10 protein-coding genes are annotated in these 8,841 nt (G+C 71.0%); 7 read left to right on the top strand and 3 right to left on the bottom strand.

Annotated elements, in window-relative coordinates:
- Window positions 1-35 precede the first annotated feature (35 nt).
- Window positions 36-692, top strand: a complete 657-nt coding sequence (locus tag ACFC96_RS29230) for a TetR family transcriptional regulator (protein WP_376263312.1) — start codon at window positions 36-38, stop codon at window positions 690-692.
- Here the strand turns inward: ACFC96_RS29230 and def are convergent.
- On the bottom strand, window positions 689-1,249 hold the full coding sequence (def, locus tag ACFC96_RS29225; protein WP_376263315.1) for a peptide deformylase: 561 nt from the start codon (window positions 1,247-1,249) through the stop codon (window positions 689-691). The two genes, ACFC96_RS29230 and def, sit on opposite strands and share 4 nt — an antisense overlap.
- A gap of 141 nt (window positions 1,250-1,390) precedes the next feature.
- Here def and ACFC96_RS29220 point away from each other — a divergent pair, with 141 nt between their 5' ends.
- From ACFC96_RS29220 to ACFC96_RS29200, 5 genes are all read left to right on the top strand, one after another.
- Window positions 1,391-2,629: a Mur ligase family protein gene (locus ACFC96_RS29220; protein ID WP_100597528.1), complete on the top strand. Its 1,239-nt coding sequence runs from the start codon at window positions 1,391-1,393 to the stop codon at window positions 2,627-2,629.
- Between the two features lie 23 nt (window positions 2,630-2,652).
- The gene (locus ACFC96_RS29215) at window positions 2,653-3,381 is read left to right on the top strand and encodes a type 1 glutamine amidotransferase (protein WP_116500181.1); all 729 of its coding nucleotides are present in this window, start codon (window positions 2,653-2,655) and stop codon (window positions 3,379-3,381) included.
- A 143-nt stretch (window positions 3,382-3,524) separates the two neighbouring features.
- Complete coding sequence (locus ACFC96_RS29210) at window positions 3,525-4,550, top strand: 6-phosphofructokinase (protein ID WP_116500180.1); 1,026 nt, start codon at window positions 3,525-3,527, stop codon at window positions 4,548-4,550.
- A gap of 103 nt (window positions 4,551-4,653) precedes the next feature.
- A complete protein-coding gene (locus ACFC96_RS29205; RefSeq protein WP_376263318.1) occupies window positions 4,654-5,604 on the top strand; it encodes a cytochrome c oxidase assembly protein in 951 nt (316 codons plus the stop codon).
- Window positions 5,605-5,688: 84 nt separating this feature from the next.
- Window positions 5,689-5,847 carry a hypothetical protein gene (locus ACFC96_RS29200; protein WP_100597532.1) on the top strand — a complete coding sequence of 53 codons (159 nt, stop codon included), beginning with the start codon at window positions 5,689-5,691 and terminating at the stop codon, window positions 5,845-5,847.
- 37 nt (window positions 5,848-5,884) lie between these two features.
- Here the strand turns inward: ACFC96_RS29200 and ACFC96_RS29195 are convergent, their stop codons facing one another.
- Entirely contained in the window at window positions 5,885-6,277 is a 393-nt protein-coding gene (locus ACFC96_RS29195; RefSeq protein WP_376614920.1) for an SSI family serine proteinase inhibitor, read from the bottom strand.
- 188 nt (window positions 6,278-6,465) lie between these two features.
- Here ACFC96_RS29195 and ACFC96_RS29190 point away from each other — a divergent pair, with 188 nt between their 5' ends.
- Entirely contained in the window at window positions 6,466-7,188 is a 723-nt protein-coding gene (locus ACFC96_RS29190) for a lysophospholipid acyltransferase family protein (protein WP_376263324.1), read from the top strand.
- 91 nt (window positions 7,189-7,279) lie between these two features.
- Here the strand turns inward: ACFC96_RS29190 and ACFC96_RS29185 are convergent, their stop codons facing one another.
- Window positions 7,280-8,791, bottom strand: a complete 1,512-nt coding sequence (locus tag ACFC96_RS29185) for an alpha/beta hydrolase (RefSeq protein ID WP_376614998.1) — start codon at window positions 8,789-8,791, stop codon at window positions 7,280-7,282.
- Between the last annotated feature and the right edge of the window lie 50 nt (window positions 8,792-8,841).

Raw genomic sequence — 8,841 nt, 5'->3', positions numbered from 1 at the left:
TGCGTCAGGCCATCGCACGGGCGGGGAGAGACCTCATGGAGACCACACAGCGGACGGAACAGCAGACGTCTGCCGAGCGCCGGCGGCGTGAGCTGCTGGAGGCCGCGGACCGCGTGGTGCTCCGCGACGGGCCCGGTGCGTCCATGAACGCCATCGCGGCCGAGGCGGGCATCACCAAGCCGATCCTCTACCGGCACTTCGGCGACAAGGGCGGCCTCTACGCCGCGCTCGCCAAGCGCCACACCGACGCGCTCCTCGCCTCGCTGCGGGCCGCGCTCGACGCCCCGGCCGATCGCCGGGAGCGGGTCGAGTCGACGCTCGACACGTATCTCGCGGCGATCGAGGCGAGCCCTCAGGTGTACCGCTTCCTCATGCACCCCTCGGAGAGCGTGTCCGAGAGCACGGCGCCGGGCGAGCAGGGCTTCTACGTGGGCAAGCACTCCGCTCCCCTGCTGCGCCGCATGGGCGAGGAGCTCGCCGAGGTCATCGAGGAACGCGTCGACCTCGGCCCCGGAAGCCAGCAGCTCGCCCGGGTCTGGGGTCACGGAATCGTCGGCATGATGCACGCCGCGGGCGACTGGTGGCTCGGCGAACGGCCCTGCTCGCGGAGCGAGTTGGTGCGCAGCCTCGCCGACCTGCTGTGGGGCAGGCTCGCGGCGGCGGGGGACAAGGCGGGCGGGCCGGGGTTCTAGCCGAAGGGCGCCGCCTTGCCGGTCGCCCAGGAGGCCCGCGCCGCCTGGCGCAGCACCCTGCGGCGGCGCCACCCTGTGACGTGGTCCGTGTAGACCCGCCCCTCCAGGTGGTCGCACTCGTGCTGGAGACAGCGGGCGAACCAGCCCGTGCCGTGCACGACCAAGGGCTCTCCCCGCAGGTCCACGCCCTCGACGAGGACATGGTCGAAGCGGGGCGTGCCCGCCTCCAGGCCCGGCAGCGAGAGACAGCCCTCCGGGCCGCGTACGACCACGCCGTCCGCCTCGACGAGGCGCGGGTTCACGATGTGCCCGAGGTGGCGGACGTCCTCGTCGTCGGGGCAGTCGTACACGAACACCCGCGTGGACTCACCGATCTGGTTCGCCGCGAGGCCCACACCCCGGGCGGCGTACATCGTCGCGAACAGGTCCTCCACAAGACGGCCGAGCGAGGGCCCGAAATCTGTCACCTCCTCGCAGGGCGTGTGCAGCACGGGATCACCGAGCAAGGTCAGGGGTCGTACGCGCCCAAAGGCGCCCGGGATCGAGCCGTGTCGCATGGCCGTAAGGGTACGGTCAGGGCGAGCCCCGGATCCGGGGTGGTGCCGCGGTTCGGGCTCAAAGGTGGATCTCGATAGGCTGACTCCACCAAGCGATGCCGGGGGCAGGCGCGGCGCCGTACGCAAGGAGGATCCAGAACGATGTCAGGCAACTCGGAGCCGCTGACTCCGCGGGCCAAGCTGGCCGTCACGGCGGGCAAGGCGGCCGCGGCGGTGTCCCGCGCGGCGGGCCGCGGCAGCGGATCGGTGATCGGCGGCAAGGTCGCGCTCAGGCTCGACCCCGAGCTGCTGGGGCGACTTGCCCAGCATCTGGACGTGGTGCTCGTCTCGGCGACGAACGGCAAGACCACCACCACGCGGCTGATCGCGGAGGCCCTGCGCGCCGCCGGCCCCGTCGTGTCGAACGCGCTCGGCGCGAACATGCCCGCGGGCATCACGTCGGCGCTGGCCGGCGGCTCGGACGCGAAGTTCGGCGTGATCGAGGTCGACGAGAAGTACCTCGCGGGCGTCGCCCGTGACACCGCTCCCAAGGCCATCGCGCTGCTCAACCTCTCGCGCGACCAGCTCGACCGTGCCGCCGAGACCCGCATGCTCGCCGAGAAGTGGCGCGAGGGCCTGGCCGGTTCGAAGGCGATCGTGATCGCGAACGCGGACGACCCGCTGGTCGTCTGGGCCGCGTCCTCCTCGCCGAACGTGGTGTGGGTCGCCGCCGGTCAGGAGTGGAAGGACGACGCGTGGTCCTGCCCGTCGTGCGGCGGCGTGATGCAGCGTCCCGGCGACGACTGGTACTGCGGCGAGTGCGGCTTCCGCCGTCCGACGCCCAGCTGGGCGCTCCAGGGCGACTACGTCCTCGACCCGCACGGCTCGGCCTGGCCGATCCACCTCCAGCTCCCCGGCCGCGCCAACAAGGCGAACGCGACCTCGTCGGCGGCCGTCGCCGCGTGCTTCGGTGTGCCGCCGCAGGTGGCCCTCGAGCGGATGTACCAGGTGCAGGCGGTCGCGGGGCGCTACGACGTCGTGCAGTTCCTCGGCCGTGACCTGCGTCTGCTGCTCGCGAAGAACCCGGCGGGCTGGCTCGAAACGTTTTCCCTGATCGACCCGCCGCCCACCCCGGTGATCCTTTCGGTCAACGCGCGCGGCGCCGACGGCACCGACACCTCCTGGCTGTGGGACGTCGACTACACGCGTCTGGCCGGGCATCCGATCTTCGTGATCGGCGACCGCAGGCTCGACCTCGCCGTGCGGCTCGAGGTCGCCGGCCTGGACTTCCGGGTCTGCGAGAGCGTCGACGAGGCGGTGCAGTCCGCCCCGCCCGGGCGGATCGAGCTGATCGCCAACTACACCGCGTTCCAGGACGTCCGCCGCCGCGTCGGCAACTGAGACCCCGCAGAGGATTCATGAGCATGAGCGACAACGGCCTTCGTCTGGTCTGGGTCTACCCCGACCTCCTGAGCACGTACGGCGACCAGGGCAACGCCCTCGTCGTGGAGCGCCGCGCCCGCCAGCGCCGCCTCGACGTGCACCGCCTCGACGTGCGCAGCGACCAGCCGGTGCCCACCTCCGGCGACATCTACCTGATCGGCGGCGGTGAGGACCGGCCGCAGCGTCTCGCCGCGGAGCGGCTGCGCCGCGACGGCGGTCTCCAGCGGGCCGTCGCCAACGGCGCGATCGTCTTCTCGGTCTGCGCCGGGTACCAGATCCTCGGCCACGAGTTCATCAACGACCTGGGCGAGCGCGAGCAGGGCCTCGGCCTGCTCGACGTGGTGTCCACGCGTGGTGAGGGCGAGCGGTGCGTCGGCGACGTACTGGGCGACATCGACCCGCAGTTGGGGCTCCCCCCGCTGACGGGCTTCGAGAACCACCAGGGCATCACGCACCTCGGTCCGTCGGCGCGGCCCTTCGCCCGCGTGCAGATCGGCAAGGGCAACGGCACGGGTGACGGCACGGAGGGCGCGTTCAACGACACCGTGTTCGGCACGTACATGCACGGCCCCGTCCTCGCCCGCAACCCGCTGATCGCGGACCTGCTGCTGAAGCTGGCCCTCGATGTCAACGCGCTGCCGCCGGTCGACGACCGCTGGTACGAGGCGCTGCGCAACGAGCGGATCACGGCGGCTCAGCAGCCCGCCTGATCGCGCTCCCGCACAAGTGAGCGGGTCAGTCCAGCAGGCGGACGCCTGGTACGGCCCCGCCCCCTCCCGCCGGTAGGGTGGCGGGGATCCAGCCCGGACGACGTGGTCCGGTCATCGGCCCACGTTGCAAAGGTTTTCGGGCTATGCGTATTGGTGTCCTCACCTCCGGCGGAGACTGCCCCGGCCTGAACGCGGTGATTCGTTCGGTCGTGCACCGTGCCGTCGTCGACCACGGCGACGAGGTCATCGGCTTCCACGACGGCTGGAAGGGCCTGCTGGAGTGCGACTACCGCAAGCTCGACCTGGACGCGGTGGGCGGCATCCTCGCCCGCGGCGGCACGATCCTCGGCTCGTCCCGGGTCCAGCCCGCGCATCTGCGCGACGGCGTGGAGCGGGCCAGGGGCCATGTCGCGGATCTGGGTCTTGACGCGATCATCCCGATCGGCGGAGAGGGCACGCTGAAGGCGGCCCGTCTCCTGTCCGACAGCGGCCTCCCGATCGTCGGCGTGCCGAAGACGATCGACAACGACATCGCCGTCACGGACGTCACCTTCGGCTTCGACACGGCCGTCGGCGTCGCGACCGAGGCGCTCGACCGCCTCAAGACGACCGCCGAGTCCCACCAGCGCGTCCTGATCGTCGAGGTCATGGGCCGTCACACCGGCTGGATCGCGCTGCACTCGGGCATGGCCGCCGGCGCCCACGCCATCGTCGTGCCGGAGCGCCCCTTCGACATCGAGGAGCTCGCCGCGAAGGTCGGCGAGCGGTTCTCCGCGGGCAAGAAGTTCGCCATCGTCGTGGCCGCCGAGGGCGCCAAGCCCGCCCCCGGCTCCATGGAGTTCGACGAGGGCGTCAAGGACATGTACGGCCACGAGCGCTTCGCGGGCATCGCCACGCGGCTCTCCGGTGAGCTGGAGCAGCGCCTCGGCAAGGAGGCCCGCCCGGTGATCCTCGGTCACGTCCAGCGCGGCGGCACCCCCACCGCGTACGACCGGGTGCTCGCCACGCGCTTCGGCTGGCACGCCGTCGAGGCCGTGCACCGCGGCGAGTTCGGCATGATGACGGCGCTGCGCGGCACGGACATCGTGATGGTGTCGCTCGCCGAGGCCGTGGAGACGCTGAAGACGGTTCCCCAGGAGCGGTACGCCGAGGCGGAGTGCGTTCTGTAGTCGCTGCTCGAAGAGTCTGCCCCCGGTCGCGGCCGCGACCGGGGGCAGTTCTACTCTGGTGCGGACAGACAGCCCACAACCAGTACCAATCAGGAGCCGGCGGATGGATCACAGCGGGCACGGCATGAACATGGATCTGCCGCCGTTCACGCTGGGGCGAGGCCTCGCATGGTCGGCGGACCCCTTCTTCCTGATCGGGTGCCTGATGGCGCTCGGCCTGTACGGCTGGGCTGTCGTGCGGCTCGCGCGGCGCGGTGACAGCTGGCCGGTGGGCCGCACGCTGTCGTTCGTCGTCGGTGTGCTGACCGTGATGCTGGTGATGTGCACCAAGCTGAACGACTACGGCATGGTCATGTTTAGCGTGCACATGGTGCAGCACATGGTGATCAGCATGCTGTCGCCGATCCTGCTCCTGATGGGCGCCCCGATCACGCTCGCCCTGCGGGCGATGCCGGTGGCGCGGCGCGGCGACAAGGGGCCGCGCGAGCTGCTCCTGATGCTGCTGCACAGCCGGTACATGCGGATCATCACGCATCCCGCGTTCACGATCCCGCTGTTCATCGCGAGCCTGTACGCGCTCTACTTCACTCCGATCTTCGACACCCTGATGGGTTCGAAGGTCGGGCACATCGGCATGATGGTGCACTTCCTCGCCGTCGGCCTGGTCTTCTTCTGGCCGATCATGGGGGTGGACCCGGGCCCGCACCGCCCCGGCTACGTGATGCGGATGCTGGAGCTCTTCGCGGGCATGCCCTTCCACGCGTTCTTCGGCATCGCGCTGATGATGGCGTCGGGGCCGATGATCGGCACGTACGAGCACCCGCCGGCCTCGCTCGGGATCGACGCGCTGGCGGACCAGACGGCGGCGGGCGGCATCGCCTGGGCGTTCAGCGAGGTGCCCTCGGTGCTCGTGCTGCTCGCACTGCTGTTCCAGTGGAAGAAGTCCGAGGACCGGCAGGCCCGCCGCAAGGACCGGGCCGCCGACCGTGACGGCGACCAGGAGCTGGCCGCGTACAACGCGTACCTCGCCTCACTGAACACCCGCGGGCAGTAGCGCCCGACGCCCCTGAGGGGTGACCATGGTGTTCAGCCGTGGTCCGGGCGCTGCGTCGTCCGGGTTGCCGGGAGGAGGCGGGCGATGCCCGGATCGATGAAGACTATGGGGGTGCTCACCGTCGGCGCCCTCGTCGCGGTGACGGCCTACACGGTGGCACTCGGGAGCAACGGCTGGCTGTGGTTCGGCTGGGTCGTGCTCGGTCTGCTCACGCTCGGGATGGCCGCGTCGCGCAGCACCTGACGTCCGGCCGGTGCCGCGCGAGAGCGGGTCCCGGGCCTCAGAAGCGGAAGACGTATCCGGTCGACGCTTCCATCGTGCACGCGTTGGCGAACGTCTTCCGCCAGGTGATCTGCCTGCCCCGGTACGTGCCGCTCGCACTCGCGGTGACCGGCGCGTAGACCTGGGTACACATCTCCGGATCCACGGCGAGCGCGTCCAGATCCCCGTGTGCCCGGTCGAGCGCGCCGCACGCCTGTGACGCGTGCGGGTGGTGTCCCCACGCCTGCGGCTCGCAGCGCAGAAGCTCACCGCGCATCCACGAACCCTGGTCCCCGGAGACGGTGAGGAAGACCCCCTGAGGTACGGGTGGGTCGGCGGCGTGGGCGGGGCCTGCCGCGGCGAAGGCGGCGAGGGCGGTGAGAGCCGCGGCGGCGAGTGGGTGCGGACGCATGCGGGACCTCCGGTGAGGGCACGGGACGAAGGGAGGCCAGGGCACTCCCTGCGCCGGGCCGCCGCCAAGCGGGCGCGCCGTACGGTCCCCCGCCCGGAGGTCCGGCGAGGTCCGAACGGGCTCTCGCGCGCGGGCCGCCGATTGGTTACTGTGCGCACGCATCTGATCCACGGGGAAGGCGGCCCAGCATGTTCTACCGACTGCTCAAGTACGTGATTCTGGGCCCACTGCTGCGGCTGGTCTTCCGGCCCCGGATCGAGGGGCTCGAACACGTACCGGAGTCGGGCGCGGCGATCGTCGCGGGCAATCACCTGTCGTTCTCGGACCACTTCCTGATGCCGGCCATCCTGAAGCGGCGCATCACGTTCCTGGCGAAGGCGGAGTACTTCACGGGGCCCGGCGTCAAGGGCCGGCTGACGGCCGCGTTCTTCCGCAGCGCCGGCCAGATCCCCGTGGACCGCTCCGGCAAGGAGGCGGGCCAGGCGGCGATCCGCGAGGGCCTCGGCGTGCTGAGCAAGGGCGAGCTGCTCGGGATCTACCCGGAGGGCACGCGCTCGCACGACGGGCGGCTCTACAAGGGCAAGGTCGGCGTGGCCGCGATGGCGCTGAAGGGGCAGGTTCCGGTGATCCCCTGCGCGATGATCGGCACCTTCGAGGCCCAGCCGCCCGGCCAGGTCATCCCGAACCCCCACCGGGTGACGATCCGCTTCGGTGAGCCCCTGGACTTCTCGCGCTACGCGGGCATGGACGGCGAGAAGGCGATCCTCCGCGCGGTCACGGACGAGATCATCTACGCGATCCTCGGCCTGTCGGGCCAGGAGTACGTCGACAGGTACGCGGCCGACGTCAAGGCCGAGGCCGAAGCGGCCAAGGAGAAGGCACGGAAGTTCCCGCGGATGCCGCTGAGCTGAGCCCGGGGCGTTCGGGCGCCCGGCGACGGCATGCAGACGGCCCGGCCTCTGGGCGAGGCCGGGCCGTCACGGGTTCACCGCGGGTCGGTGGTCACGGCTTGGGCGTGGCGTGCGGGGTGCAGGTCACGTCCTGGCCGTCCGTCTTGCCGGTGAGCAGGTAGGTGTCGACCCGGTCGTTGATGCACGGGTTGGTCAGGCCGGTGACACCGTGGGAGCCCGCGTCCTTCTCGGTGATCAGGCGCGAGCCCTTGAAGCGCTGGTGCAGCTCGACGGCGCCCTTGTAGGGGGTGGCCGCGTCACGCGTGGACTGGACGATCAGCACGGCGGGCAGGCCCTTGCCGGTCTTCACGTTCACGGGGGTCTGCTGCTTGGTGGGCCAGGTGGCGCACGGCAGGTTCATCCACGCGTTCGCCCACGTCATGAACGGATAGTCCTTGTGCAGGCGCGTGTTGTCACGGTCCCACTTGTTCCAGCTGGTGGGCCACTTGGCGTCGGCGCACTCGACGGCCGTGTAGACCGCGTTGCCGTTCTCCGACGCGGCGTTGCCCGCGGTGTCCGACATGTCGGGGGCCGCGGCGTCGACGAGCGCCTGGGTGTCCCCGGCGACGTACTTGCTCCACACCTGCGCGACCGGCACCCACGACGAGTCGTAGTACGGCGCGCTCTGGAAGAAGGCGATCAGCTCGGCGGGGCCGACGACGCCGCCGATGGGGTTCTTCTTGGCGGCGGCGCGCAGCTTCACCCACTGGGCCTCGACCTTGGCCTGCGTGTCACCGAGGTGGAAGGAGGCGTCGTTCTTCGCCACCCACGACGTCCAGTCGTTCCAGCGGCCCTGGAAGGCGACGTCCTGGCCGAGGTTGGCCTCGTACCAGATGTTGTCGCGCGACGGGTCGACGACGCTGTCGACGATCATGCGGCGGACGTGGCCCGGGAAGAGCGTGCCGTAGACGGCGCCCAGGTAGGTGCCGTAGGAGACGCCCAGGTAGTTGAGCTTCTTCTCGCCGAGGGCGGCGCGGATGACGTCGAGGTCGCGCGCAGTGTTCGGCGTGGTCATCTGCGGCAGCATGTCGCCGCTGCGCTCGGCGCAGCCGTCCGCGTACTCCTTGGCCAGCTTGCGCTGGGCGAGCTTGTCGGCCTCGGAGTCGGGGACCGGGTCGGCCTTGGGGGCCTTCACGAACTCCTGCGGGTCGATGCAGGAGATCGGCGCGGAGTGGCCGACGCCGCGCGGGTCGAAGCCCACGAAGTCGTAGGCCTTCGACGTCTTCGTCCACAGCGGGTTCTTGCTGGTGACGCGCGTCGGGAAGCGCATGCCGGAGCCGCCGGGGCCGCCCGGGTTGTAGACGAGGGCGCCCTGGCGCTCGTCCTTGGTGCCGGTGGAGCCGATGCGGTCGACGGCCAGCTTGATCTGCTTGCCGTACGGCTTCGCGTAGTCGAGCGGCACCGTCACCCAGCCGCACTGGATGGGCTTGGCTATGCCCCAGTCGGCGGGGCAGTCCTTCCAGTCGATGCCGGCCTTGGCGGCACGGGCCGCCGCGACGGCCGCACCGCGGGCCTCACGGTCCTGGCCGGTCCGGGAGTCCGCGCTCGCCACCGGCGCCGCCATCGCTCCGGCAATCAGGGTCGCCGCCACCAGGGTTCCGGCGGAGCCGATCA

The organism is Streptomyces sp. NPDC055955, assembly GCF_042270245.1.
In the GTDB taxonomy this organism is placed as follows: domain Bacteria; phylum Actinomycetota; class Actinomycetes; order Streptomycetales; family Streptomycetaceae; genus Streptomyces.
Note: the sequence above shows the minus strand (reverse complement) of the source record. Positions and strands in the feature narration are given on the sequence as shown.

What these genes read in the sequence shown, in the direction of transcription:
- ACFC96_RS29230 (WP_376263312.1), top strand. Translation starts at nt 36, where the DNA reads ATGGAGACCACACAGCGGACGGAACAGCAGACGTCTGCCGAGCGCCGG.
- def (WP_376263315.1), bottom strand. Translation starts at nt 1,249, where the DNA reads ATGCGACACGGCTCGATCCCGGGCGCCTTTGGGCGCGTACGACCCCTG.
- ACFC96_RS29220 (WP_100597528.1), top strand. Translation starts at nt 1,391, where the DNA reads ATGTCAGGCAACTCGGAGCCGCTGACTCCGCGGGCCAAGCTGGCCGTC.
- ACFC96_RS29215 (WP_116500181.1), top strand. Translation starts at nt 2,653, where the DNA reads ATGAGCGACAACGGCCTTCGTCTGGTCTGGGTCTACCCCGACCTCCTG.
- ACFC96_RS29210 (WP_116500180.1), top strand. Translation starts at nt 3,525, where the DNA reads ATGCGTATTGGTGTCCTCACCTCCGGCGGAGACTGCCCCGGCCTGAAC.
- ACFC96_RS29205 (WP_376263318.1), top strand. Translation starts at nt 4,654, where the DNA reads ATGGATCACAGCGGGCACGGCATGAACATGGATCTGCCGCCGTTCACG.
- ACFC96_RS29200 (WP_100597532.1), top strand. Translation starts at nt 5,689, where the DNA reads ATGCCCGGATCGATGAAGACTATGGGGGTGCTCACCGTCGGCGCCCTC.
- ACFC96_RS29195 (WP_376614920.1), bottom strand. Translation starts at nt 6,277, where the DNA reads ATGCGTCCGCACCCACTCGCCGCCGCGGCTCTCACCGCCCTCGCCGCC.
- ACFC96_RS29190 (WP_376263324.1), top strand. Translation starts at nt 6,466, where the DNA reads ATGTTCTACCGACTGCTCAAGTACGTGATTCTGGGCCCACTGCTGCGG.
- ACFC96_RS29185 (WP_376614998.1), bottom strand. Translation starts at nt 8,791, where the DNA reads ATGGCGGCGCCGGTGGCGAGCGCGGACTCCCGGACCGGCCAGGACCGT.